This window comes from Actomonas aquatica (assembly GCF_019679435.2).
GTDB classification, from domain to species: Bacteria; Verrucomicrobiota; Verrucomicrobiia; order Opitutales; family Opitutaceae; genus Actomonas; species Actomonas aquatica.
In genome coordinates, this window is record NZ_CP139781.1 from 1,890,941 (window position 1) to 1,916,302 (window position 25,362).

Here is a 25,362-nt window from a genome sequence, read left to right on the forward strand (position 1 = left end):
AGTTTTTAGCTTTTCAGCGTTTTAGACCATGTCTTCGACCACTTCACTAAACGGCCTCAACGCCGAGCGGTTCAACGCCCACCTCGCCCAGCGCAGCTACCTGCCCGCCTGGTGGATCGCCGCCAAGCAGGAGGCTTGGAACGAATTCCAAGCCCGGCCGATGCCCAAGCGCACCGATGAGACCTGGCGCTTCGCCACCCTCTCCGGCCTCGCGCTCGACAACTACATTGTCCCCGAGGACCACTCCAGTCTGGTCCCGCACCTGCCCGATTTCCCGCACGCCGCGGAGATCGTTTTCTCCAACCGCCAGATGGTCGGTCGCACCAGCCTGTCGCAGGACCTCATCGACCAGGGCGTCATCTTCGCCCCGCTCGACGAAGCCCTGCGCGATCATCCCGACCTCGTGCGCCGCTTCTTCCAGCAGCACGGCGTCAACCTCGGCAGCGAGAAGTTCACCGCCCTCAACATCGCCTTCACCGTCAGCGGTGGTTTCCTCTACGTGCCCAAGGGCGTGAAGGTGGAGCAACCGTTTGTGGTGCAGCACACCATCACCGGCGCCAACCAATCGATCTTCCCCCACACCATCGTGGCGCTGGAAGACGAGGCCGAAGCCACCTTCGTCGAGTTCTTTGTCTCCGGTGACAAGGCCGCTCACCTCGCGTCGGGCGTCAACGACCTGCACGCCGGCCAGAACGCCAAGCTCACCTACGTGGGCGCGCAAAACTGGTCCGACGAAACCCTGTCGTTCCAGTCCAACAGCCTCGCCGCCCAACGCGACGCGCGCATCAGCTGCCTCAACGTGCACCTCGGCGGCCGTCAGGCCCGCCACGATTCGCACTCCCGCCTCCAAGGCCCCGGTGCCCACTGCGACATGCTCGCGCTCACCGTCGCCAAGGACAGCCAGGAGTTCGACCAACGCACGCTGCAGACGCACCAGGCGCCGCACACCACCTCCGACCTGCTCTACAAGAACGCCCTCCTCGACACCGCCAAGACCATCTTCTCCGGTCTCATCGTGGTCGAGCCGGACGCCCAGCAGACCGACGCCTACCAGACCAACCGCAACCTCATGCTCTCCGAGGAAGCCGAGGCCAACAGCCTCCCCGGTTTGGAAATTCAGGCCAACGACGTGAAGTGCTCCCACGGTGCCACCTCCGGTCGCGTGCCCGCCGAACAGGAGTTCTACCTCCAGTCCCGTGGCATCGACCCGAGCAAGGCCCATGAGTTGATCGTCTTCGGCTTCTTTGAGGAAGTCCTCAACAAGCTCGAAAACGACGACCTCCACGCCGTCCTCAGCAACCTGATCCAGAGCAAGTTTAAGAAATGATCTAGCTCACAGCCATCAGCCGTCAGTAATCAGCGACCAAACCTGATTGCTGACTCCGGCTGAGTGCTGAAAGCTGAATGCTGAACGCTACTTCCTAACCATGAACCGCGACCGCACCCTCTCCCGCGAAGTCATCGCCACCCAGATTCCCTCCGGTGACAAACACACCCTGCCCGCCGACTCCAAGGTGTTCATTCACCAGATCCTCGGCGGCAGCTACACCGTCCAAACCGACATTGGACTCTACCGCATCGACGGCAAGGACGCCGACGCCATCGGCGAAGAGGTGGTCGAGGAAACGGTCGAAGCCACCGCCACCGCCGACGGTTCTCCGGATCCGGACGCGGTGTGGGAGCAGCTGAAGAAGGTCTTCGATCCCGAGATCCCGGTGAACATCGTCGACCTCGGCCTCGTGTATTCGATGGACGTCATCAAGCTCGACGACGACCAAGGCTACAAAGTCGACGTCGCCATGACCCTCACGGCCCCCGGCTGCGGCATGGGCCCGGCCATCGCGGAGGATGCCAAGAGCAAGATCATCCTCGTCCCCGGCGTCACCGACGCCGACGTCCGTCTCGTCTGGGAGCCCGCCTGGACCCAGTCGATGATCAGCGAAGAAGGCAAAATGGTCCTCGGCCTGATCTGAGTCCGCCGAACAGTCCTTTCATCCCACGAAGTGCCGGCCCACCGCCGGCACTTTTTTTGGCCGCATCCCAAACCTAAGGGGTCAATCTTATATTCTTGAATCGATAGAAACTTTCGCACCTTGATGGCTGCATCCCGCGCTGGTTTAAACACGGATGTGTGCCGATGAAACCGGAGAATGGCTGGTAAGTGCCTAGCCGTTGAAACACAGCGGTCCAGTGTCCCCGGTATGGTCACCTTTCGCCCACGCTTTCGCCTCCGGCTTAAGCGCAGCTACTCATGGGCGCCAGGGCATATTCATCCGTGTCGATCCGTGGAATTCATGGCTAAAGACCGGAATAACTGAGCAGCCTGAGGGCGTGTCTGGCACAGCCCTAAGTTTCCTCTGCCTTGATCCACCCTTTCCGGAAGCAAACGCCGCCGCCCGAATTACGGCGGTATGGTCGTCCTGCCATCGTCATGATCAGTCGACGTCGGCGGGCACCCACCAAACTTGGTTGGTGAGTTGATCAGTGAGGGACGCGCCGCGCTCTCCGCCGGTATAGATGAAGCTGTTGCCGTTGGGCACGGCGTTAAAGCCCGTGCGGCGCTCCACGTTGGGCATCCAATGCGGCACGTCCGGGTCGACCGACCCCACGATCTCACTGTTGAAGCTCGCCCCACCGTCGACCGACACAAACCGCACGATCTCCATGCTCGGTTCCCCCCAAGCCGTGCTATCGGGGTCCATACGCAAGACCACCGCCAACACGGTGAGCTTGCCCGCTTCATCAAACGCCGCCCCGCCGTGCGCCATCACAGCGGCGTCCGACCAAGCCGACGGCAGGTAACGGTTCAACCACCGGTGGCGCCATTCCGGCGCCCCGGGCTGGCGGAGCGCCACGTAAGACTGCGCGCTGTCATCCACACGCACGCTGTAGGGCACCGCCACTTCCCCCTGCGGCCCCACATCAATCGAGCCGCCGTTTAAAACCCGGCCTTGCTCAATCGACCCCACCGCCAACGGCGTCACCGTATCCAAGGTCGCCGGCACGGTCACGGCCTCGCCGATGGCGTTCCGCCAGGTCGCTCCATCGTCCTCACTCCGCAGATACACGATTCCCGTCGCATTCCACGTGGAGTCGTCCGGCCGCATTTCATAAATGCGGGCCCCCAGATGCAGCGTCTCGTGATCCGGACTCCACGCCAGTGAGGCGGCAAACTGCGCGTAGTTGCCCTGCCGGGAACGCAAGATCGGCCCCTGCGCCTGCCACGCCCCGCCCGGGCGTTTGGTCCACATCTCCAGTTCCCAAGGTTGATCCTCGTAACTGCGTCGCGCCGCCATGATCAAGGTGCCGTCCCGAGTGCACACGAGGGCCGGGTAAGTCAGGTTGTGCCCAAATTCTTCATACGCCATCCAAGCAGTCGCATCGTTGGGCCTCACCGAACGGCGATAGCGGAAGGGATGATGATGGGAGTAATACAGAACGTGCAGGTAACCGGCTTCATCGATGGTGAGCGCCGGGCCGCCGTGATTGTCCTGCGCTTCGCCGAGCGTCACCACCTCGCCCCACGTGCCGGTCGCATTGTCGCGGGTGCGGATCCGCACCCGAAATCCCTCCGCTTCGGAATCCAGCCACGCCATATGCGTAAGCCCCTCGCGCGTGATGATCTTGGGCGACTCCACATAGGCGGTCGCTCGTCCCGATCCGGCACTGGAGATAAGCTCGGGCTCCGCGGCCGCCAATCCCATCGCCATCAAGCTTAGCGCCATCACCAACACGCGCCACCGCGCTCCAAATGATATTTCATCACGACGATTTCGGAAGTAGCTCGGCATGAGCACGATCCAATATCGACCTACTGTCGCCCGGTCAACCACCACGCGATTCTCGACCGGTGCCACCCGACGCAAAAAAGGGGGAGAGCGGTCGAGCGCTCTCCCCCTTTCAGTTCTCCTATTCTATGCTGCCTGCATAAAGTGGTGGGGCGGGAGCGGCGGCCGAGGATGCGAACTCGACCGCCGCCGTTTTCGGGCGACCGCTAGCGATCACCCAAATCCGCGCCGGCAATGTTGGCTTACATCGCGGCAAAGTAGGCGCTGCGCAGCTCGTTGGCGCTCAGCTGAATCTCCTCACCGGTGTGCGGTTCGATGAAGATACGGCCGCGCTCGGTGATGGCCTGCACCAGCGCGTGCTGGGTGCCGGAGGTTTCGCGGACATACCAGATGGACCCGATCGCGATCGCCTCGGCGTCGACCTCGGAGTGGAAGCTGGTCTTGAAGTAGTGAGCCTGGGCGTAGACGCGGTAGAGGTCGGCCACGCGGCTGCTGTCGAAATTGCGATCGGTCTCAGAGATGCCGAGGCGGGTGAGCTCGCGGCGGAAACGCTTGTTGAAGTCGGCCAGCCAGGCGCTGTTGACCTGAGCGTAGCTGCGATCGCCGAGGACCATCTTACCGTCGATCGAACGCATCTCATTGTAGGAGATCACCTGCCCGGTGGTGTTATGGGATGAGGCCTTGCCGTAAGCCGGCGCGTCGGGCGGGGCGATGGTGTTGCAACCGGTGGTGCCGAGGGCGACGGCGGCCATGGCGACGGCGATCAGCACGCGGGGGGCGCGGAGGGCCTTGAAGAGGGAGGAGGTGAAGGTGGAGGTGTTTCGCATCGAGATCATGCCGCAGACCTTACCGAACGCCGCGGCTTTCGGGTATCGGGCCGCACCTTCATTCTGCGGGCCTCAGATTCGAACGCGCCGGGTAAAGCAAACACTGCCCTCGCCCCCCGCGTTTCCGCCTTCAACCAGGGGCTTCTCCTCACGCCTCCAGAGGAAAAACAACCGACGCAAAATCGGCGCTTACTAGGAGGATCCCCCCAAGCGGGACCGGTAAAGGGTCCAAAACCCGCGGAAAATTCGGAAATTCTTTTTTGTTTTTTGCGGCAGAAATCACTCGGAACCCCGCAAACACGCCCCTCATTCCCAACCCGGCTGCAACGGCACCACCGCCGCTACTCGCTTCCGTAAACCCCTCGTTGCAAAATGGTAACATCTCTCGCTACGTGAGATTACGTATGGCCTCAAAGCTGCTAGTCGGTCATCCTCCAACCTTCGACTCAACCGTTTGCATCGCTCCTGGCCCTTGCGCGCAGACCTTTACCCAGATCTCGCCTCATCCCCTCGAGGGGACGAGTCAGCAGCGAGCGAACGGCGGTGTCCCTCCTTGCACCATGTCCACCGCTTCAACCCGCTCATCCTTCCTCGAACGCTACTGTCACTTCTACAGTATCACCGAGGACGCTTACCCTCCCCACGTGCTCAAGCGCTGCCTGCACGCACCGCTGCGCTGGTTCTTCCCGGTTTTCCGTGCCGCCCTCACCGACTACCTGGAGCCCGACATCATCTGCGTGCGCGCCGCCGCCCGCCTCACGGGTCGGCGCGAATTGGAGGGCGAGCTGGCAGAGTTCAGCTACCACCCGCGCAACCGTTCCTTTTGGCGTGGCCCGCTGAAACAACGTCTCTCCACCCATCGCCTGCGCCGCCTCTTCCGCGAACTCCCAGCTGACTAAGCGCCGGGAGTGGCGTGCTCGCACCGCGCCGCAGCGCGGCTCAGATCATGGCGATCGCTTCCATCTCCACCAGGAGATCGTCGCGGCACACGTCGGCTTTCACCGGCACGAAAGGGATGTCCGGCACCTGCAGCAGTCGGCAGACGCGTTGCCAAGCGGCCCACGTTTCCTCGGTTTTGCAGAACAACGTCGCCGAGGTGATGTTGCGCAGCGATCCGCCTTCATCCTCCAAAATGGCCGCGATGCACATGAGCGTCTCCAAGCACTGCAACTCAGGGTCATCGATGTGCACACTGTCGCCCGCCGGATTGATACTGGCCGTGCCAGAGATGTGCACCGTGCGCCGCCCTTCGATTTCGATACGCATGCCCCGCGAGAACGCCGAGCCATAGTTGAACGACTGCTCCTGCCGCGAGCTGCGTTGAATCGCAGTGGCCACCGGCTCCGTCACGCCCGTATCGCCGCGCTCCTCGACCGCCAGCACGTCCATCATGCAGGCCTCGTCGGCGCAATGACATTGAATCCCGGTGCTGGCCGGATACGGCAACCCATCCGGCCCCCCGAAGCCCGCCGGCCGATAGTAGGAGGTGCGCACGCGGTTGAAGTCGTCATACCACTCCAACAGCTGACCCATGTAGATCCAGGTGCGCACCACTTGGGCGTATCCAAATCCTTGTGACTTCAGCGCGATCTCGGCATTGGCAAACATGGCTTCGGTCTGCGCCGGCTCGTCCCCCACCAGCGAGCCATCCTCGCGTGTGCCGCGCACAAACGGCAGGTGCAACATCCGGAAGCCGGGCGCCTCCCAAAGGCGGGCGTAACCCACGCCGGGCGTCTCGACCGTCGTCACTTCCACGCCGCGCACCCGCGGCACGACGCCCCAGATCTGTTGGCCGACCACGGCACAGTTGCCCAGCGGCAGCCCTTCGAGCCAGGTGGGGATCGCTCGCACGTCGAGTTCGTGATGGCGAAAGATCTCATCGCGCAGCGCCAACACCGGGGTGCGCACCTCCGACCGGCCGTAAATCTTTTCGGAGATCGGTTGGATTCGATGCTCCGTCAGATAATCCGCCACCACCCGCAACATCGCCCGGGCGCCCTCCACCGTATCGGTGTGCTCCTCCACCAGCGCAGTCACATGGTATTCGTAGAAGGAGGGCCGTTCGGTGCAGCGCACCTCCAAACGGCAGCCGTCAATCTGGTCCGTTGTCGCCAGGGTGGCTGCAGCGGCGGGTTGGGCGGTGGTCAAACAACTGACGCGGGAGTCTCGGTCGGTGGGGTGAACAGGGGTAGTTGCAGAGGTGGTGTTCATGGTAGATCTTTGACGCAGCGAAACCCGGTGTCGGGCTGCCAATAACCCGGGTTCGCCCAGAGGCGCCGACTGGCGCGAAGGTTGAACGCCGTCTGACCAGGCGCTCCGTCCGCCCAACAACCTCCCCGCACGACTTTGCGCGTGTTGGTTTCGCGGCCTTGTTGGTTTTGCTGAAAAAGAGGTGCCGCCGCGTCGGGTCCGGCGATACGGCCGTCCGCCAAACCTTCGTGCCCTTGCGGATTTCGGTCGCGCGGCGTTTGCGTATAACTGGCCGGGCCATACCAATCGGCGCACCACTCCCACACGTTGCCGGCCATGTCTTCACAACCGTAGGGACCGGCGCTCTGCGGATGGCTTCCCACCGGCGACGGCCCGACCGACCACGCCAGCCCGGCGTGCGCGAGGCCTTCACCGTAGTCATGGCCCCACGGATACACCTGCGCGTCGGTGCCGCGCGCGGCCTTTTCCCACTCCGCCTCCGTCGGCAGCCGTTTGCCGGCCCACGCGGCGTAGCCCGCGGCGTCCCGCCACGAGACGCTGCGCACCGGCAACGATGCCTGCGCTTCGATCAGCGCCCGCGCCGTCGGGTCCGGCACGAGGTCTTCAATGGATGCGTCGGCGTGCCAAGGGTGGTCCAGCCCTATAAGTTCACGCAAAGCCGCCACCCCGGCACGCCAACGCAAAGTGTCTCGAGCCCATTGCACGGACTCCGTCCCCCCGCTCGCCTCGTCCGCCGCCACCGCCTGCGCATAGGGCAACCCATACCGTTGCTCATAATGCCGCAGCAGGTCGATACAGCCCTCCACACTGTAGCGAAACCAATCCCCTTCCGTCTCATCCCACGATCCCACCGCCCGCACGTGAGCGGCAAACTCCGCCACCGTCACTTCGTGCCGATCGATGTAGTAGGCATCCAAATACACGCGATGCGCCGGCGCCTCGTCGTAGAGGCCATCATCCGCCCCCATCACAAAGGGCCCCGCCGGCACCAGCACCATGTCGGGCGGCGGCAGGTCGCCGACCTCCGCTGCGGTCGCCAGGCCGAGCGCCGCCGTGGTGCCGAGCAGAGATTGAGCGAGGAGTTTAGCGATCTTGGGCACAACGAAATCCGAGGGTGAAGTGCCGGAACTCCGGCTCGTGATGAAACCGCACCGTGCAGCGCACGTTGCTGGCCATGTTGTTGGAGCCACCGCCGCGCACCGCACGCGTCTCGCCCTTGGCCGGACCGGTGGGGTTGCGGGTGGCGCCGTGTTCGCCGATGTCAGCCTGATACCAATCGGCGCACCATTCGGCGGCGTTGCCCGCCATGTCTTCGCAGCCGTAGGGACTGCGACCAGCCGGGAAGCTGCCCACGGGCGCCGGGTAAATGAATCCGTCCTTCTCGCGCCCTTTCGCATTCACGTCGGCCCCAAGCTTCTCACCGCCGATATTGGCCATGCCCCAGTCCCAGCGATTGCCCCAGGGCCAACGCCGTTCATCGGTGCCGCGAGCCGCGAGTTCCCACTCCGCTTCGGTCGGCAGGCGTTTGCCCGCCCATGCGGCGTAGGCGTAGGCATCCCACCAATCCACGCCCACGACCGGCTTGTCGTCCGCGCCAAAGGTGTCTGCCGAGCCATACTGCGCGAGCGGACGATACGCTTCGTCGCGCAGCAGCGGATTAAAGTCCTGCCAGTAGCGCGGCGTGTGATCTTTGTCGGCCGGTTCGTCGGCCGCGCAGTAACGGTGATCGTTGGTGCGGCGGATCCACTCGAGGAAGCGACGGTATTGCGCGTTGGTCACCTCGTGCTGATCGATCGCAAACGCATCCACCCGCACCTGTCGCGCCGGTCGTTCGTCGGCGTGCGACCACGCCGCTTCGGCACGCGCCGCCAAGACCTGCGGCGGATGCAAGGGCCGCCCCTCCGCCGGAATGGCGGTGTGATCCGGATGCCGCTCGTCGGTGCCCATCGTAAAGGTTGTCGCCGGGATCTCCACCATCGGCGCGTCGTCGCGCGGGCCATCCGTGCCCGTAGCGGCACCGGCAAAACTCAGGCTGCCCACGCAGCAGAAAAGGATCAGGCCGCGTTTCATTGGATGGAGAGCAGGTAGTTCACGAGGTCGTCGATTTGCGTCGCGGTGAGGTGGGAGGTGCCACCGTGGGTGTCGCTCCCGATGCGCCCGCCCGTATCGAGGTGCGTTTTGTTTTTATCGTTCCGCGCTTTGACGAAATAGGTCTCGTTGAAGCCCACCTCGCGGCGATGCGGACGCTCCGGTTCACCACCCATCAACGGTTCGTATTTAAAGCGGCGCAGGTGAGTCTGGCCCGGCACCGAAACAACTTCACGCACCGTGCGTGCGATGCCGTTGTGCAGGAAGACCGGCGGACGATCCCACATGCCGCGCAGACCGAAAGGAGTGTAGTGCACCTGCTCGTCTTCCGAGCGCCCCGGATCCCAAGGCTCAAGATCACGAATGATCCCCGCCAACGCATCCAGTCGCTCCATGCTCAAGAGCGTAAACGATCCATCCCGCACACTCATCGTCACCTGCGGCGGCACCACTTGGCGCGGATTGTTGGGCATGTCCTTCTTCGCAAAATGCGGCGCCGGGTGACAGGACGCACAACCCGTCTGGGCTTCATTAAACAACGCCCGCCCGCGCAACACCGAGGCATTCTCCTGATCAAAGGGCACCGGCATCAGGCGCGGTTCGTTGGCCTGCCATTCGCCCACAAAGCGCTGGAAATCACGGAGCACAAAACTCTTCCCCATCGTGCGCAGCGTCGCCTCGCGGAAGAACGCGTTGCGCCGCTCTTCGATGCCCGCCTCGCTCGTCGCCTGAGAGTTCATCTTCGACTGCACGTCGGCGATCGCGTGCAGAGGCTCGTGGGCCTCGATCGCCCGGTAGTCGCCCGCTGGCGTCACTCCGCGGAAGTCGTCCGCCGGGCAATGCTCCATCAGCATCGAACGCGGATCATACACCGAGAGCGTGCCTTCGAAGAAAAACGGCTGCAGGCCCCAAAGGCCGCGCTGTTGCGGCACCATCATGGTGGTGCCTTCGATCAACTGCCCCACCCGATCCTCGCCCGACAGGTATTCCTGCCCCACCACCTGGCTCACGCCCCACGGCCGCCCGTCCCCGGTTTCCTGGAAGTGGCAACTCACACAGGCGCTGTCATGGTCCGAGGAGAACATCGAGTTGTGCACCAGCAGTTCTCCGCGTTCCGCGTCGGTGGCCGGCACGGGCAGCTGCAGCACCGAGGGATCAACCACGACTTCGGTCGATGGCTCGGTCTGGTAGCCGGCACCTTGCCGCCAGCGCACATCGGTATCGATGAGCGACATGGTGCCACCCAGGAAGTTGGCGGTAAACAGCCGCCCCGACGTTGGGGTATTCGTCGGGGCGACCGCCAGGCCACAGGGCTCAAACCCGGTGGCAAAAACCCGCGTCGGCGTCAGCACATTGCTGGGGTCACTCGCCGTCGGCTCGATGCGTAACTCCTGCACCTGATTGCTGCCCTGCATGCAGACGTAAAGCCGGTCGTCCTGCTTGACCAAACGCAGCGGCAACGCACCGACCACGCGCATGAGGTCCGGCGGGATGTCACCCTTCACGTCGCCGTAGAGCGACTCCGCCGTGTCGGAGGTGTAGCGCACCCAACCGCGATGCGATTCGTAGCGGTTGGCTTTGAGCAAATAGGTCAGGCCGTCGGTCGGCGGCGTCTCCGGTATCGACAGCGCGGATACGTCGATCGCCACAAGATCGTTCTGAATATCGCGGAACTTGATGCCCGCCGTGCCATCGATCGCGTCATACGGTCCGAGAATCTCCTGTTGGTCCTTGGGCAACACCTCTGCGGTGTCGACGTCGCGATGCACGCTGAATTGCGCCGCCACCGCCGTCTCATCCCAAGTCTCCGAACCCCACGGGTCGCGCTCCTTGCTCACGCCGAAGCCCACGCCCATCGTCGCCACCAGCAGCCAGTCGTGGCCGTTCTCCGGCGCACGATGCACCACCAGGTCGGCTACCGCGTTCTGCACGTAGATCGCGCCCACTTCACAGCCGAGCTTCAGATCGATGATCGAGATATCCTGCGTGCCGGTGTTGCCGACGTAGAGGTAGCGCCCCTCCGATCCCAGCGCCAGCGCCATAGGCTTGCTCCCCGGGTTGCCCACCGGGATGCCGGGACCGGGCCGGGTCTCATTCACCCACGTCGCGAGCTTTTGGTAGTCGGCGTCATTCGTCGCATCGGGAAACACCACGGTCTGCCCGGCATGACTGCGGAAGTAAGGCAGGATGTCGGCGTATCCACCATCTCGCGACCGCGTGACCGCGCGCAGCAAGCGGCTCTCCTCCGCCTGCCCGGGCACCAAGTGCTCCAGCGCGGTGGCAAAGCTGGCCGACAGATCCGCTCCCGCCACAAACCCACCGCGGTATTCATCGTGGCAACCGATGGTGCCGCAGTGCGCCTGCAGCACCGGCCCCACGCCTTCGGGCGCGATGTAGGCCGCTTCGTCAAAGCCGCCGAGCACGCGCTGTTGCCCGCGGAAAATCGGCTCGGCCCCGCCCTGCCCCGGTTCGACCGTAACGTCCACCAGCAGCACCTGCTCCAGATAACGATTGGACACGTAGGCGATGCCGCCGTCGGCGTTAAAGACCAGGTCCTGACAATAGAAGTCCAGCGGGATCTCCGCGCACACCACGTCGCGCGCCGTATCGATCACACTGGCGAAATTCGAAAAGCGATTCAGCACCACGAGGAAGCGTCCATCCGGGTGCAGCTCCATCCGCGACGGACCCGTGCCGGGCTCGTCGCCACTGCCGGGCAGCGCCAAGGTGATGCGGCGCAGCACCTGTCCCGTCTGGGCGTCACATACGATCACTTCGTGGCCGGGATTCGCCTCCGAGCCGAGCAGGCTCAGATAGGTCTTGGTGCCATCGGCCGAAACCAACACATCGTAGGGATGATCGCGCAACGGCCGGGGTTCCGGCGCGGGATTGGGGTTGGTCACCGGGGTGAGGTTTTCACGTTTCCACGTTTCGCCGTAGGCCCATTGCCGACTGGTCAACATGCCGAAGCGCGACACCGGCCGGCCCTTCACCTGCCCCGCCTCATCGGTCGGCGTGTAGCTCACCTGCTGGCGACCGTATTGGGCGGGCGGCGTCGGCGTGTTGTGGAAGGGAGCAGCGGCAAACACGGCTGCTGCTCCCAAGGACACAACTACAAACCAACGACCAGAACGGCCGCGGGAAAACCAAGAGGAATGAAAACGAGTTGAGCTCACAGGGTGCGCAGGTAGGCGACGAGCGCCGCGAGTTCAGCGGACGAGAGACCGCGGGTGCGGCCATGCACATCGTCCGGATTGTGATCGGTGAAAATGGCTTCGAGCGTCATCGCCCGCCCGTCGTGCAACCACGGGCCATTGCGATACACGTTGCGCAGCGAGGGCGTATCAAAACGCGCGCGGAAATCGTCGACCGTTTTGAAACCGAGGTCGTGCAACTTCTGATCGGTGAAGCGCGGCGCCGGGTGGCAGATGTCGCAGCCCGCCGCGAGGAAGATGAGCCGCCCGCGCTCGATCAACTCCGGCGATTGCCGCCGCTGGTAGGGATTGGGCACGTGTTCCGGCGAGCCGAAGTAGGTTTCCAGCGCGTCCTGCCGATCCTGATCGGCCACAAACCCCTCAAAGCGTTGGCCGCCCGCGATGCCATCGAAGAGGCTCGCCCGCACCGCCCCCCACATGGCCGGTGCGGTATCGTGACCGTTGATCAGATCCTTGGCGCTCTTGGGATTGCCCAGGCCGTCGTTGGCAAGGTCCCAGTTGAGCCCGTCGACCGTGCCGTCCTCCTGGTGGCAGCTCACGCAGCTGAACCAATTTTGGTAACACATGCGCGCGTCGCAGGAGAGCAGTTCCCCCTGCCGCCACAACGACATCTCCACCGGATCATGCAGCGGAATGCTTTCTTTCACCGTGCCGCAGTTCGCATCAAGCACCGCCACCGCATCGCTGAAATAATGGGCCACCCACAGCTCCCCGCGGGCTTCATCGAGCGCCACGCTGCGCGGACCGAGGCCACCGGAAGACACGCGTCGGGCGATGCCCAGCTGCTCCACGATCTCCACGTTTTCCTGCAGCCGCCGCACGTCATCCGCGGTCTGCGCCGTGGCGGCGAGTTCCAAGGCCTTCGCCACATCGACGATCGCGATCTCATGGATGCCCGCCAGACTCACGTAGAGCCACCGGTTGTCGGCCGAGAGGACTAAACCCGTCGGGTTGGCCGCGCCCTGCAGGAGATGGTCGAGCAGGAGCGTCACCCGATGGCCGGGCTGCTCCAGGTCCATGATCGTAAAGCCATTGGAGTGAATCCACCCGCGCTCGATCTGCAGCGTGGGCATCTCGTCGTGCGACACTAAGTTGGCGACAAAAGCCCAGCGGCCGTCGCTCGAGGTCACCACCTCGCGCAGCATCGAACAGCGGCCAAGATCGCGTTGCTCCGCCACCCGGCCCGTCGCCGCCTCCACGATGGTGAGCGTGCGCCCGAGGTTGTTGCTCACCAACACCCGCGCACCATCCGGCGTGGTCGTCACGTAGCGCGGCTGATTGCGCACCGGCGTCTCCCACTGTATCCGTCCACACCCTACATCGATCGCCCGCACCCGATCTTCGGACGCATCCACCACGTAAAGCGTCGCACCATCCGGCGAGAGGGCCACGCCGTTCGGAGTGCCCCCCGCATCCCAGCGCGCGCTCACCTTGCCCGCGGCAACGTCCACCACATCGATGGTGCCGTCCCACGCGCAGGAAACGTAGAGCTGACGGCCGTCGGCGGAGAAACGGGCGTGGTTGGGTCGCTGCCCCACCGGCACCTGCCGCAGCACCGCGTGCGTGGTGGCATCGATAAAACTCACCGAGTCGCTGGTGGCGTTCACCACCGCCACCAAGGCGCCATCCGGCGAAAGGCACAGCGCCTGCGGCGACGCATGCACCGGCGCGGCGGGGCGGTCCGCGCGCAGCGCGCCCGTCACCAGGCAGGCGCAAAGTATCCAAAATCTCACCACACGCGTCATTGCTGCCCTCCGATCACACCGAGGATTTTGTGCAACTCGGCCGGTGCAGCCTCCCGCCCCACCGTCGACTCGTTGCGCAGCCAACTCAGGTAGGCCGTGATTTGATTGAGCTCCAGATCGCTGATGTGCGCCCGGTAGGCCGGCATCTGGATGACTTGGCCGTCGAGGAAGTAGCGGGCGACCCGATTTTGATTCAGTCGCGCCACTCGGCCATCGAGGGTCCACTCGCGAAACTCCGCTTCGTCGCGCACCAAGTGGGCGTAGTCACTGCCGTCCCACGCCGGGATGTAACCTTTGAGGCTGCCCGGATTGGGCGTGCCACCGATGCCCGCCGGACCATGGCAGTCGAAGCAGCCGAGCCGCTGCGCCGCCATCCGGCCTTCGTAAACATCATCGCTCATCGCCAAGCCGAAGCCCGAGATGACTTGCAGGTAGGCCAATAGATCCGCGCGGTCCTGCGCGCTCAGCCGATCGCGATAGGCCGGCATCGGCACAGTTGGATTCTCCGGCAGGATACCGTCCAACGCGACCAGACGCGCCGGACGTCCGTCATCGATCCACTCGGCCATTTCCGCCTCGTCGAGACAGAGTGCGGCCATCGTCGGCCCATCCCAGCCCGGCACCTCACCGCTGCGCGAGCCCGGGTTGGCTTTGCCGCCGATCCCATCCACGCCGTGACAGGCAAAACACCCCTGCGCTTCCGCAACCCGCCGACCTCGCAACGCGGGCGTTGATTCGGGCTGGCGGAACCACCACAGGAAACCGACCGCACCGGCTGCCACCAGGGCGAGGGATGCGACTACAAGTTTCCGTAAGGACCACCGGGTCCTGCTCAAGGGGTATGACATGGGGTTTGCTTGGGGCTGGCCTTCGCCATCTCCGCTTACCCACGAAACGTATCCGCAGGGGCTTCGGCGACGAACGACGGGGCGCTTGTTGCCGGGCCCCGTCGGCCCTCGCCACCCGATAGTGGTAAATCGCACCTAATGTGGCGCGAGTTGCCATGAAGATGAACTTATCTATTAAGCAACCGAACAATCAGCTCCGCCGTCCGCCGACAGGGGCCGCGCGTCAGAAAATCGCCGACAGAATCAGCACCTCCGCGAGACCCAACAACGACACCGCGGTAAGCACCACCGTCCAGCTCTTGAGCGTCGTGCGTTCGTCCCAGCCACACATGCGGCTCACCAGCCAGAAGCCCGAATCATTGGCCCACGAGAGCACCACGCTGCCGTAGCCGATCGCCAAAAACACGAAGAGGGGATTTACACCCCACCCCGCTTCACCGGCGGCCGCCGTGAGCATGCCGGTCGACGTGATCATCGCCACGGTGGCCGACCCCTGCGCCACGCGCAGCACGGCGGCCAACAGCCACCCCAGCAGCACGAAGTTCAATTCCCGCCCAGCCGCCAACGTGGTCACGGCCTCGCCGATTCCCGCATCTCGCAACATCGCGCCAAACGCGCCGCCCGCCGCCGTGATCAAAATGATCGGCCCGGCCAATTCCAGCGGCCGGCCCAACAAGGTGTGCAACGACTCCGCCCGCCCACGCTCGCTACGCAGGGCCAAGGCCAACGCCGCCACCGTGCCCACGCCGAGCGCGACGTGTTTGTCTCCCACCAACTGCAGCCACATCGGCAGATCCCCGCTCAACACCAGGCCCGCCACCGAAGCCCCTCCGATCATAGCCAGCGGCAGGGTCACCGGCGCCAGCGATCCCCACAGTCCCGGCAAGGGGCGCCCGGCCATGGCTTCGTCTTCCGCCGCCAGCTTGGGTTGCGGCACGATCACCCGTTTACCCAGCCAACGCGCCAACATCAGCGTGCCCGCTGCCGGCACCACCGCACAAGCGAGCCCACCGCCGATCGCCACCGCCATGCTCAGACCCAGCTCCTCTGCCACCAACAGCGGCCCCGGCGTCGGCGGCACCGTGCTGTGCGCGATCACTGCGCCCGCGCACAGCGCCATCACGTAAAACAAGTAGTCCTTGCCCGTGCGCACCGCCAACACCCGCGCCAGCGGCAGCAGCAAGAGGAAGACCGTGTCAAAAAACACCGGGATCGCGAGCACCAGGCCTGAGAGCAGCAGCGCCACGCCCGCTCGTTTCTCCCCCCACAGGCGCAGCAGCGCGTTCACCACCCGCTCCGCGCCGCCACTCACGGTGAGGCACTCGCCAATCACCGCCGCCATCGCAATGATCACCGCGATGCCGCCCGCCGAACGCCCCAGCGCCGCCGTGGCATGCCCGATCGCATCGATCGGCGTGAGCTCGCTCCAGCCGCCCCACGCCGTCACCAAGCCCACCGCCACCGCCGCGCCCATCAGCGCGAAAAACGGATGCATGCGCCAGCGTGCGATGCCCAGCACCACAAACGCCACGCCCACGCCGAGCGCGATCATCGGTCCGGCCACCGGAGCCGCCGCGCCCGCGCCCGTCGCCGCGGCGATCACCGCTACGGCGATCATACCGCCACCTCCGCGCCATGCCCCACCATCGCGGCGTGGATAAAGTTCAACGAGCGCGACGCCACGACAGGCGCCGCCGATTCAAAACGGGGCAAAAGCATCATAGGGGCTGGGGAGGGGTAAGCAGCCCCCAAGCCCTAGGGGCTCTCGCCGACCGGGGCCAAGCCGTTTACGCGTGGCCGCGATCGAGTCTGCGGAACGTTGATCGACCGCGGTGTCCGCTACCAACCCGCGGCCAGCTCGAACAGCGGCAGCTCGTCGTGCAACGAGGCACGCACTTCATAGTGGTTAATCGAAGCCGAAAACGCGTTGGCCAACAGGTCCTGCAAAGTCGACTGCGCCTCCGGCAGCACCAAAAACGCCACGTAGCGCCCCGGCTCCGCCACCGATTCGGCGCGTAGCACATGGTGTTCATCGGCCTGCAGCCGCCGCGAAAGTTTGGTCGCAAACTGCAGCACCGCATCGACCTCGCGACGCTCAAGCCGCTGGGCCGCCCGACTCGACGACATGACCTCGAAAACCACTTCGGTGTGGTCGCCGTAGATCCCTTCGAGGGCGACGCGGAAGACGGGCGCGAAGGTGCGCTGCAGCTCAGTCACCTCCTCGGATTTGGCGCCTCGCTCCACCCACGCCACGCGAATGGCGCTGGTCGCGGTCACAGTTACAGGTTCGCTCGCCCAACCCGGGGTGCAGGTGACGAGCACGAGAAGCAGGAGTTTTGCAGTGAATCTCATGATTATCAGGGGGTTGCTTTCAACAACGTCCCCGCCGCGGCTTAACTTTAGCTCCGGCGGGTCGATTCCCTCCTTCCGACGCGGCCCACCCGGCTTCGCGACGGATCTTTCCTGCCGCTTGCCAAATCCGCCCTCTCTTCCCACCGTTTGTCTTCCATGCACTTTTCGAATCTTCAGCCCGGCCTCAAAGAACCCACTCCCCGCCTCGACGACGACGATGATGAGGACGAGGACCAAGAGGTGCCCTCCAAGGGTCCGGCTCCCGTCACCGCCCTCATCCAAAAGAAGTTCCTCGATCAGCGGAAAATCTTTCTCTGGGGCCCCGTCACTGACGCCTCCGCCAAGGATCTCACCGAGAAGCTCCTGTATCTCGAGGCCATGAAACCCGGCAAAGAGATCATCTTCTATCTCAACAGCCCGGGTGGTTCCGTGACCGCCGGCATGGCTGTCTACGACACCATGAAGCTCATCACCTCGCCCATCACCGTCGTGGTGACCGGCATGGCCGCTTCCATGGGCTCCATCCTGCTCTCCGGCGCCCCCAAGGGTCGTCGCCTCCTCTACCCGCACAGCCGCGTGCTCATTCACCAGCCGCTCATTTCTGGTCGTTTCACCGGCCCCGCCACCGATATTCATATCCAGGCTCAGGAAATGGAAAAGCTGCGCGAAGAACTGAACCAGATCCTCGCCGAAGCGTCCGGTCAGCCCATCGAGCGCATCAATCAGGACACCGATCGCGACTTCTACCTCAACGCCAAGGAAGCGATCGAATACGGTCTCGCCGACGAGATCGTGGAAAAGGTCTGAGGTCGCCGCGCCGACACCGACTCCCTTTCAGCCCCGCGCCACTCAAGGTGCGGGGCTTTTTTGTGGCCGCGGGCCGTGATCAGCCGCCCACGCCTTTCCTAATTCTTCACGTCCGTCGTGAGCAGCGTGATCTCCTGCTCCCAATCGGCCGCTTGGCTGAACTCGCCCGCCGCCCGCGCCACCGTCACCGCTTCCCGCAGCCACGCCACGCGCTGCTCCTTGGGGAGCTCCTGATTCAAAAGATTGCCCCACGCCTTCAAGGCAGTCGCCGGGTCCTCCCATTCCACCAGTTGCCGGCTGATGGTGATCACCAAGCCCCGTTCATCCGCCCGCACCCGCCGCATGTAGGCCACGAGCCCCAGCGCCCGCAACGCCCCGGCCCGGTCGCCCGCCGCTTCTTTCAATTGCGCCTGCGCGAGCGCCATCGCCAGCGAGGGGTGTTTCGCCATTACGCCATTGGCCAACGCCAGGCGTTCCTCCATCGGAGCCTCGGACATCGCCATCATGCCGAGTTGCCGCAAACCGAGGTAGGAGGCGAACCGCCCGGGAAGTTCGTCGCGCGCCGCCCATTGCGCCTCGAAACTCACCGCGGATGGTCGATACAACGGGTCGCCGATCACCACACTCTGCCACGACAAAACCGGGATGGAAAAATACGCCGCCTCCCCCAAGGTCGCCCCCGCCAGCAACGCCCGCACGATGTGCTGCGGCCGATGCGTGAACTCCAGATACGGTTCATACACATTGCCAAAGGTCGCCGCCACGCCCCGCCCGACCAGTGGCCCGACCCAGCCGCCATTGTTGAGCGACCGCAGTGACGACGCCGAAAAACTGTGCAGGTGCAACGCGATCGCCCCCGGCGCAAACTCGTAGTCCGGCGGCAAAAATGGTCCGTTCACCCGACTCGTATACCACCCCATATACCACGCCACGCCATCCGCTCGCGCCTCCGCCGGAAAGGTGCTCTTCTCCCGGTCCACCTGCGGCGCCCAGCCCGCCGCCGTAAGCGCCTTTTCCGTATCGCCAAACCACGTATCGCCCAGTTTGTGCGGGCCGCCGATATCCACTATCGCGCGCCCGATCAGGCCCCGTCGCTCAGCGATCAAGGCCGACTCCACCAGGTTGCGCGCGGCCGGATAGGACGGTCCGTCGAGTCGTGCCACCCGCACCACGCTCCCGCGTTCCCACAGATCCGGCCGGTTCTTCTGAAAAAGCCGATTCGGCAAATAACCGTGCCGCCGCGATTCGTTGACCGCCAGGACCGCCAACTCGGAATCCACCGCCGCCCGATTGGTGCGCACCGCCTGCCGATCCGACTCCGGGCCATCAGAGGGAATTTCATCCGACTGGCGGATCTTCAGCGGCACTCCCCGCACCGTCACCAAATAACTGATACGGTGGCTCGATATCGACATACGCGTGCGTCCGGCGTCATCCACCAGATTCATCGGCACGGCCTGCAGCCAATCGTGCTCGATCAACCAACTCCGCAGCGGCTCCAGAAGCTGCGTCACGTAAATCGGCCAACTGATCTCCTCCCCGGCCGGCAAATCCAACGCCACGATGTTGGCCCGCGGGATGGCCCGCTCGTCGGCGTAAAACCGCGCCAACTGCACCGAGTCGGGATCGTTGGCGTTGGCCACGATCACGACCCGCTCCGCCTCGTCGGGCACAGGGGCAAAGGTCAACGGCGTCGCCGCGATCAGGCCCGCGGTCCCTCCGAGCCCGAGCACCCACCCAACCAGCCTCAGCCAACCTCTCATGCGGCGCCCGTCCACAAACGGCCGAGTCGCCAGCCCAACCACGTCATGACCACGCAGACCAAGACCGACACCGCCACATGCAGCAGCGCTGTCCCGATCTGCCCTTGCCGCACCTGCTCCAGCGTCTGCCAGCTGAAACTCGAGAAGGTGGTGAACCCACCGCAAAAACCGATCGCGGCAAAGGCGTGCCAATGCGGCTGATCCGTCGCTCCGGTCTCCCCCAACCGACCGAGCACAAACCCGATCACGAGCGAGCCCAGCAGATTGGCCAGCATGGTGCCCCAGGGCAACTTGCCCGCCGGCACCCACCAGGCCACCCCCATCCGCAGCATCGATCCCAGGGCGCCTCCGAGGCCGGCAATGAGGAGGTGGGAAATCGACATGGTCAGGAGGATTGGGTGGACAGCACGAGGTTCGCATAAGCGACCACCCCGTTGGCGATCGCGCGGGCAATCTCGGCGCGAAACTCCGGTGAGGCAATCCTCCGGGCTTCGGCGTCATTGGTCAGGTAGGCCGATTCCACCAGCACCGCCGGACACTTCGCCAGCCGCAGCACGGCAAACCGCGCCCGCTTGAGACCGCGGTCCACCGATCCGATCTGGCCCTGCAGGCTACGATGCATCTGGTAACCCAACACTGCATTCCACGGGTCGCTGCCATTGCCGAGCTCATGGGTATGGTCGCTCGGATCGTCCTTGTCGCTCGACGTCGAACGCTGGTGCTGCGGCGTGCAGATGTAGGTCTCGGTGCCGCGCACACTCTCCCGTCCCGCCGCATTGAAATGCACGCTCACAAACAGATCGGCCTTCGCCTGCTGGCCGATGAGGGCCCGCTCCGCCAAACCGATGTAGGTGTCGTCCTCCCGCGTCATCACCACCTCAAACCCCTGCGCGGTGAGCAGCGCTTTGAGCCGTTTGGCCACATCGAGGGCGAAGGTCTTCTCCTGCAGTTTAAACGTTTTGTGCGCCGTCCCGCCGTCCTTACCGCCGTGCCCCGCATCGATCACGATGCGCTTCACCGGCCGCAGGCTATCGGCGTAGGTCGCCGGCCGCAGCAAGGGTGCCAGCAGCTTCTCGGCATCGATGCGATCGATCCAGATCCGCCCCTCGCGCACCACCGTGCCCAGTCCCATGAAGAGGCGCAGGCCGTTGAACTCGATCTCGCGCGAATCGACCTCCAACACGATCGTCGTCCACGCGCTGGCGAAGCGTTGCCGTTTGCCCGGCTCGATCCACTCCCCGCTTAAATTGTAGCGGGCCAGGAACGCGGCGACGTCGAGGTAGTGCGACTCGCCCACCGGCACCGTCGGCAGGTGGTCGGTGGCCCGAAACGTCTCCGCGGGCGTCGCCGCCGATGCTGCGTTTGTCGCCCCCACCGATCCCAGCAGAATGCAAAGCGCCACGAGCAGACCGTGAGCAGAAAACAGCACATCCCGCCGGGGGAGACCGGCGGGATGTTTGCAGAACAGCCATGGACGTCGCATGGCCGGGAAAACTCAGGACTCGTCGGACGCTTCGTCGTCAGCCGGAGCGTCACCGCTCGACTTATGCTCGTCGGGCGCGGGCCCCTTGGCCTTCGGCGTGTAATATTTCAGCTTCCGCTTGTTGGCCGGATGCGGCGTCATCATGACGTTGATCTGGCGGCCGTTGAGCTTCGGCTCGCTGTCGGCATGACCCATGCCCACGAGTTCCTCGATGGCGCGCGTCATGACCTGGAAACCGATCTCGGTGTGGGCCATTTCACGGCCGCGGAACTTAAGCCGCAGCTTCACCTTGGCGCCCTCATTAAGGAACTCCTCGGCGTGACGCAGCTTGGTCACGAGGTCGTGATCGTCGATGCGCGGGGACAGCTCCACCTCCTTGATTTTCGAAGCGGTCGACTTGGAGTGCGAAGACTTCTTCGACTCCTCGTAGACATACTTGCCGAAATCCATGATGCGGCACACCGGCGGGCGGGCCTGCGGGGCGACCTCGACCAGGTCCAGATTGAACTGCTGCGCGAGGGTCAACGCCTTCTCGGTCGGCAGCACTCCGAGCTGCTTGCCCTCAGGCGAGATTACCCGGATTTCGGGGACCCGAATCCGCTGGTTACGGCGGATATGGGCGTAGGGGTCATTGTTTCGGCGGAAGTTTCGACCGCCGCGACGTTTACCGCCGCCAAATGAAAAGGATGTAGCCATCAAATAAGGTTCAACTCGAGTAGATCGGGACGCTTTTCTCCCGCTCCCAGCGCGATTTCAACAACGAAGTCGCGGGGAAAGTGCGTCCCGGAGAGGAAGTAACGACAGGACGTCGTCATACACTGAAGCTTTCGCCACAGGAGCAACTGGCCTTGGCATTGGGGTTGGAGAACTTGAAACCGCCGGCGATGAGTTTCGCCGAATAGTCCAGTTCCGTGCCCTTCAGGTAGAGGGCGGTCTTGGGGTCGACCAGCACCTGCGCCCCGGCGGAGCGCACCAGAATGTCGCCTCGCCGCGGCTCGCGCACGAAGCGCAGCTTGTAGCTGAGGCCATTGCAACCGCCGCCCGTGATCGCCACCCGCAGGTAGTTGCCCTGCTGCTCGCGCTCGATGAGCGCAGCCACCTTGAGCCCGGCGGCCTCGGTGAGGCGCACCAGATTCTCATTGCCCTCGCGCACCCCTTCGGGAGTCGCGGTGGCCGGTGGCGGTGTGACGGTTTCGGACGACATAGTCACTCGGAGACTATCGGTGTGCCGCCGCACAAATCAAGCGGCCTTCCGAGTCTGCCCCACTGGATACTCACCATTTTCTCCGAAAACGTGTAAGGAAACCCCGGCGACTTGCGCCTGATAGAGCAAACCCATGAGTCCGCCGGATCAACACGACACCTTCCAGGACTGGATCACCGCTCACGCGGGTATCCTGCACAAGGTCGCCCGATCCTACTGCGAGCGGCCGGCCGACCGGGAAGATCTGTTGCAGGAAATCCAGCTCGCTATCTGGCACGCCATTCCGGCCTTTCAAGGCGGCAGCCGGGTATCGTCCTACCTCTACCGCATCGCCCTGAACCGCGCCATTTCTTGGGTGCGTCGTGAAAGCAGTCAGCGCCGGCGCCACGAAAAACTCGCGGCGGAACCCGTCCACGTCGCGCCTGAGCCGGAAGACCCGCGCCTCGCCCTGATTTATGCCGAGATCCGCCGCCTCAACAAGATCGAGCGCGCGCTCATCCTCCTGCAGCTCGACGGTTTCAGCTACGACGAGATCGCCACCGCCCTCGGCCTCACCGCCACCAACGTCGGCGCCCGCCTCACCCGCATTCGCCAAAAATTAGCCACCAACCTGAAGGACCAATAAGCCATGAGCCTCGACGAAATGGAATCCACCTGGCACCAGCAGCCCCCCCCGCCCCCCTCATCCGCCCCGCACGACTGGATCGAGCAGACGCGCCGTTCGTTCCGTTGGCACGCCTTGCTCGTGCTGTTTGGTGCGCTCGCCAATGGCATCGGGCTCATCCTGCAGCTTCACCGGCTTCTCACCGACCCGGGCCGCACCTTCAGCAACAGTTTCTGGGAACTCCTGATCCCCGGACTCACTTTTCTGATCTGTCTCGTCGGCGCTGTGCTGCTGCGTCGCGCGCTGCAACGCTACCACTCGCTCCAACACGATACCCGCCGCTGTCTCGAACACATCCTCCACGAAAAACGCCAGGAGATCACTGCGCTCACCGTTTGGCTACCGCTCACTTATCTGGGCTTCATGGGACTCGTCATCCTGGGCAAATTTCAGTCCATCGCCGCCGAGTTCGAATCCCCGGCCAATGCGTGGTCGGGCGCGTGGATGGCCGCCGTGCTTTTCATCGTCGCCGGAGCCTTCCTCTTCCATCGCGCCAACGCCTTTCTCAAGCCCGAGGTGCGTGAGCTCGAAGCCACCCTCCACGCCTTGGATGTCGACTTGGCGCCGCGTCAGTAACGCAGCCGCCGCACCTGATACTCCCCGCCGAGCACCAGAAACTCCGCCTCGCCCGCCAACAGCTGCGGCGGCAACAGGCCGCTGAAACACACGATCTTGCTCAGCGGCACCCGCGCCTCCCAGACCGACGAGCCAAACTCCCACGCCACTTCACGATCCGCCGTGAAGGAGCTCAGGTTGTTCAGCCGCACCAGCGTGCCGTCCGCATCGCCACCATCCTGCACCGCATATTCCTCCGGATCGTGGGTGCCGCGATAAAGCGTCAGCCAACGTTCGCCCGGATACCGCCGCGCCAGCTCGTCCTGGCAAAAGGTATAAAGCAGATCCAATTGCATCGCGACGCCTATGGTGCGCGCCGCCCCGCGCATGCGGTCGTTCCAATAATGCTCCCGCGCCGCCGCATCCTCGACCAGCCGTCCGCGATGGTAGGTCGCCGGCAACCCGAACCGACTTTCGATCCAGGCTTTTAGCACCGCGCCGGAGTGCCCGTTGCTATCGGCTCCCCAACCGTGGAGCAGTTGCACGTAACTGTGCCGCAGACTCGACCGCGCCGCATTCGCGTGCTCCTGCCACTCGTGCAGGCGAAACTTCACCGACACGTAATCATGGAACACCCGCCCGCGCTCCATCGGATCATCGATCGTCGCCAGTCGCTCGAACAAACGTCGGTCCGTCGCCCGCACACCCTCCAGCTCCAGCGGCTGCGGATCCGCCTGAAACTCCACCGCCCCGATCGTCCAGGGCGATAGGTTACAACGGTTGAAAGTGACGCGTTCGTCAGAAGCGGGAGCCGGCATGGCGGAAGGAGCCACGAGGATGCGCGCGTGCCCGCTCAAGTCGAGCGCGCAGCCGTGACCTGCGGGGCCAATTCCAACAACGCGATCGCCTGCGCGCGAATCTCGCGCTGCACCTCGCGATCGAGTTTGCGCAACCAGCGCGCCGGAATCGCCTCCACGCCGTGATGCGCCCCGGCGAGTTGTCCGGCGAGCGCCCCCGCTGTATCCGCGTCACCACCACGGTTCACCGCCCGCACCACACAACTCTCGAAGTCGCTCGTGTGGAAAAACGCGTCACACACCGTCTGCATCGTATCGACCACATACCCGCTCGTATTGCCCGGCCACGGCTCAAACCGAAACACGCGATGCGCCGCGACCAACGCATCCGCAATCCGCCGCGCCCCGGCCATCCCCTCGCCGCGCAACAAGGCCTGCGTCATCCGCCCCAACGCCACCGTCGCGGCATCGGAATAACGATGGTTGTGCGTCACGTGAGCCTGTGCCACCGCCCGCTCGCACCACAGGTCATCGTCGCCCAGCGTGGCGATCGCCAGCGGCAGATGCCGCATCGCTGCGCCGTTGCCGCCATCCTCCTCCGCCGGCGGCGACATCAGGGTGCCGTCCATCGTGTAACGACGCAGGCCGCGCCGACAGGTGTTGCCGATATCGATCGGCTTCGACCGCATCCAGTCCACCCACGCCTCGGCCACGTGATGCAGGTCCCACGGTCCTTTCAACAAGGCCCGCCCCAGCGCGATCGCCATCTCCGTGTCATCGGTCACCCGCCCCGGCCGCAGCCGCAGCCAACCGCCCCCTACCATCTGCCGATGCACCCCATAGGTCCCGGCGATCTCATGCGCCGTCATAAACTCCACCGTCGCCCCCAGCGCGTCACCTACCGCCAGTCCAAGGTAGGCGCCCAGTGACCGACTCGAAAGCGGGGTATCCGGCGACGTCATGCGCGTCGCCGTGGAGCATGCCGCATTCCAATCACCGCGCGTCACCGCGCCAG

At 64.4% G+C, this 25,362-nt stretch carries 23 protein-coding genes; 6 read left to right on the plus strand and 17 right to left on the minus strand.

Features of this window, described 5'->3' with window-relative positions; genetic code table 11:
• Positions 1 to 28 precede the first annotated feature (28 nt).
• Both sufD and sufT read left to right on the plus strand, forming a co-directional pair.
• Complete coding sequence (sufD, locus tag K1X11_RS07250) at positions 29 to 1,327, plus strand: Fe-S cluster assembly protein SufD (protein ID WP_221031066.1); 1,299 nt, start codon at positions 29 to 31, stop codon at positions 1,325 to 1,327.
• Between the two features lie 100 nt (positions 1,328 to 1,427).
• Positions 1,428 to 1,973, plus strand: a complete 546-nt coding sequence (gene sufT / locus K1X11_RS07255) for a putative Fe-S cluster assembly protein SufT (RefSeq protein WP_221031067.1) — start codon at positions 1,428 to 1,430, stop codon at positions 1,971 to 1,973.
• A gap of 462 nt (positions 1,974 to 2,435) precedes the next feature.
• Here the strand turns inward: sufT and K1X11_RS07260 are convergent, their stop codons facing one another.
• The gene (locus K1X11_RS07260) at positions 2,436 to 3,791 is read right to left on the minus strand and encodes a BNR-4 repeat-containing protein (RefSeq protein ID WP_221031068.1); all 1,356 of its coding nucleotides are present in this window, start codon (positions 3,789 to 3,791) and stop codon (positions 2,436 to 2,438) included.
• A gap of 239 nt (positions 3,792 to 4,030) precedes the next feature.
• Positions 4,031 to 4,624 (minus strand): hypothetical protein, encoded by a 594-nt coding sequence (locus tag K1X11_RS07265; protein WP_221031069.1) that lies wholly within the window; start codon positions 4,622 to 4,624, stop codon positions 4,031 to 4,033.
• A 551-nt stretch (positions 4,625 to 5,175) separates the two neighbouring features.
• Here K1X11_RS07265 and K1X11_RS07270 point away from each other — a divergent pair.
• Positions 5,176 to 5,514: a hypothetical protein gene (locus K1X11_RS07270; protein WP_221031070.1), complete on the plus strand. Its 339-nt coding sequence runs from the start codon at positions 5,176 to 5,178 to the stop codon at positions 5,512 to 5,514.
• 40 nt (positions 5,515 to 5,554) lie between these two features.
• On the opposite strand, the gene K1X11_RS07275 is transcribed toward K1X11_RS07270, so the two are convergent.
• The 8 genes from K1X11_RS07275 to K1X11_RS07310 form a co-directional block, all read right to left on the minus strand.
• Complete coding sequence (locus K1X11_RS07275) at positions 5,555 to 6,826, minus strand: RidA family protein (RefSeq protein WP_221031071.1); 1,272 nt, start codon at positions 6,824 to 6,826, stop codon at positions 5,555 to 5,557.
• Positions 6,823 to 7,926: a formylglycine-generating enzyme family protein gene (locus tag K1X11_RS07280; RefSeq protein WP_221031072.1), complete on the minus strand. Its 1,104-nt coding sequence runs from the start codon at positions 7,924 to 7,926 to the stop codon at positions 6,823 to 6,825. Before K1X11_RS07280 ends, K1X11_RS07275 begins: the two co-directional genes overlap by 4 nt.
• Entirely contained in the window at positions 7,910 to 8,896 is a 987-nt protein-coding gene (locus K1X11_RS07285) for a formylglycine-generating enzyme family protein (RefSeq protein WP_221031073.1), read from the minus strand. The genes K1X11_RS07280 and K1X11_RS07285 overlap by 17 nt, the downstream gene beginning before the upstream one ends.
• Positions 8,893 to 12,003 (minus strand): YncE family protein, encoded by a 3,111-nt coding sequence (locus tag K1X11_RS07290; protein WP_221031074.1) that lies wholly within the window; start codon positions 12,001 to 12,003, stop codon positions 8,893 to 8,895. The genes K1X11_RS07285 and K1X11_RS07290 overlap by 4 nt, the downstream gene beginning before the upstream one ends.
• Before the next feature lie 83 nt (positions 12,004 to 12,086).
• Complete coding sequence (locus tag K1X11_RS07295) at positions 12,087 to 13,832, minus strand: SMP-30/gluconolactonase/LRE family protein (protein ID WP_221031075.1); 1,746 nt, start codon at positions 13,830 to 13,832, stop codon at positions 12,087 to 12,089.
• Positions 13,833 to 13,870: 38 nt separating this feature from the next.
• On the minus strand, positions 13,871 to 14,656 hold the full coding sequence (locus K1X11_RS07300; RefSeq protein ID WP_221031076.1) for a c-type cytochrome: 786 nt from the start codon (positions 14,654 to 14,656) through the stop codon (positions 13,871 to 13,873).
• A gap of 289 nt (positions 14,657 to 14,945) precedes the next feature.
• Positions 14,946 to 16,340 (minus strand): GntP family permease, encoded by a 1,395-nt coding sequence (locus tag K1X11_RS07305; RefSeq protein ID WP_221031077.1) that lies wholly within the window; start codon positions 16,338 to 16,340, stop codon positions 14,946 to 14,948.
• A 221-nt stretch (positions 16,341 to 16,561) separates the two neighbouring features.
• Positions 16,562 to 17,074, minus strand: a complete 513-nt coding sequence (locus K1X11_RS07310) for a hypothetical protein (protein ID WP_221031078.1) — start codon at positions 17,072 to 17,074, stop codon at positions 16,562 to 16,564.
• Between the two features lie 156 nt (positions 17,075 to 17,230).
• Here K1X11_RS07310 and K1X11_RS07315 point away from each other — a divergent pair, with 156 nt between their 5' ends.
• Positions 17,231 to 17,881 (plus strand): ClpP family protease, encoded by a 651-nt coding sequence (locus tag K1X11_RS07315; RefSeq protein WP_221031079.1) that lies wholly within the window; start codon positions 17,231 to 17,233, stop codon positions 17,879 to 17,881.
• 98 nt (positions 17,882 to 17,979) lie between these two features.
• Here the strand turns inward: K1X11_RS07315 and K1X11_RS07320 are convergent, their stop codons facing one another.
• The 5 genes from K1X11_RS07320 to K1X11_RS07340 all read right to left on the minus strand — a co-directional run bounded on the left by K1X11_RS07320 (position 17,980) and on the right by K1X11_RS07340 (position 22,331).
• Positions 17,980 to 19,554 carry a TIGR03790 family protein gene (locus K1X11_RS07320; protein ID WP_221031080.1) on the minus strand — a complete coding sequence of 525 codons (1,575 nt, stop codon included), beginning with the start codon at positions 19,552 to 19,554 and terminating at the stop codon, positions 17,980 to 17,982.
• 86 nt (positions 19,555 to 19,640) lie between these two features.
• Complete coding sequence (crcB, locus tag K1X11_RS07325) at positions 19,641 to 20,027, minus strand: fluoride efflux transporter CrcB (protein WP_221031081.1); 387 nt, start codon at positions 20,025 to 20,027, stop codon at positions 19,641 to 19,643.
• Positions 20,028 to 20,029: 2 nt separating this feature from the next.
• Positions 20,030 to 21,127, minus strand: a complete 1,098-nt coding sequence (locus K1X11_RS07330; protein WP_221031082.1) for an N-acetylmuramoyl-L-alanine amidase family protein — start codon at positions 21,125 to 21,127, stop codon at positions 20,030 to 20,032.
• A gap of 12 nt (positions 21,128 to 21,139) precedes the next feature.
• Entirely contained in the window at positions 21,140 to 21,823 is a 684-nt protein-coding gene (infC, locus tag K1X11_RS07335) for a translation initiation factor IF-3 (RefSeq protein WP_221031083.1), read from the minus strand.
• A gap of 115 nt (positions 21,824 to 21,938) precedes the next feature.
• Positions 21,939 to 22,331, minus strand: a complete 393-nt coding sequence (locus K1X11_RS07340) for a HesB/IscA family protein (RefSeq protein ID WP_221031084.1) — start codon at positions 22,329 to 22,331, stop codon at positions 21,939 to 21,941.
• Positions 22,332 to 22,464: 133 nt separating this feature from the next.
• On the opposite strand from K1X11_RS07340, the gene K1X11_RS07345 reads away from it, so the two are divergent.
• Positions 22,465 to 22,956 carry an RNA polymerase sigma factor gene (locus K1X11_RS07345; protein WP_221031085.1) on the plus strand — a complete coding sequence of 164 codons (492 nt, stop codon included), beginning with the start codon at positions 22,465 to 22,467 and terminating at the stop codon, positions 22,954 to 22,956.
• Between the two features lie 3 nt (positions 22,957 to 22,959).
• Entirely contained in the window at positions 22,960 to 23,571 is a 612-nt protein-coding gene (locus tag K1X11_RS07350) for a hypothetical protein (RefSeq protein WP_221031086.1), read from the plus strand.
• Here the strand turns inward: K1X11_RS07350 and K1X11_RS07355 are convergent.
• A complete protein-coding gene (locus K1X11_RS07355; RefSeq protein WP_221031087.1) occupies positions 23,565 to 24,368 on the minus strand; it encodes an NAD(+)--dinitrogen-reductase ADP-D-ribosyltransferase in 804 nt (267 codons plus the stop codon). The genes K1X11_RS07350 and K1X11_RS07355 overlap by 7 nt on opposite strands.
• 35 nt (positions 24,369 to 24,403) lie before the next feature.
• Positions 24,404 to 25,309, minus strand: coding sequence for an ADP-ribosyl-[dinitrogen reductase] hydrolase (gene draG / locus K1X11_RS07360; RefSeq protein ID WP_221031088.1), 906 nt, complete (start codon positions 25,307 to 25,309; stop codon positions 24,404 to 24,406).
• Positions 25,310 to 25,362 lie beyond the last annotated feature (53 nt).